This is a genomic window from Pseudoalteromonas sp. S3260, assembly GCF_005886925.1.
Lineage (GTDB): Bacteria > Pseudomonadota > Gammaproteobacteria > Enterobacterales > Alteromonadaceae > Pseudoalteromonas > Pseudoalteromonas tetraodonis.
Genome location: NZ_PNCV01000353.1, coordinates 1 through 362, shown reverse-complemented (window position 1 = coordinate 362; position 362 = coordinate 1). Strand labels below are relative to the sequence as shown.

The 362-nt window shown below is 50.6% G+C and carries 1 pseudogene; it reads left to right on the top strand.

Features of this window, described 5'->3' with window-relative positions:
* Positions 1-16: 16 nt before the first annotated feature.
* Positions 17-362 (top strand): annotated as a pseudogene (locus tag CWC14_RS18765) (methyl-accepting chemotaxis protein); the annotation flags it as partial.

The window sequence follows — 362 nt, the reverse complement described above, 5'->3', positions numbered from 1 at the left end:
AGACATCGGCCACACTATGGCTGCCGTCAGCGAGGGAGATTTCAAACAAACTGTGTCGACACCAGCTCAGGGACAGCTTGGGGAGCTAAAAGAGCATATTAATGTCTCGGTACGCAGCGTCGATGAGGCCATCAGCGAAATTTCATCCGTGATGATGGCAATCAGTCATGGTCGCTTCGACCGCACCATCAATTCTCCTATGTGTGGTCAGCTGGATACACTTAAAGGCGATATCAACCATTCGGTGAATAATCTCAGCCGTGTCATAGAAGAGCTGGCCAGCGTCATGTCGGCAATGAGTCAGGGCGACTTTACCGTTCAGATTGAGTCCGACTTGCAGGGCCAGTTATTGCAGCTAAAAG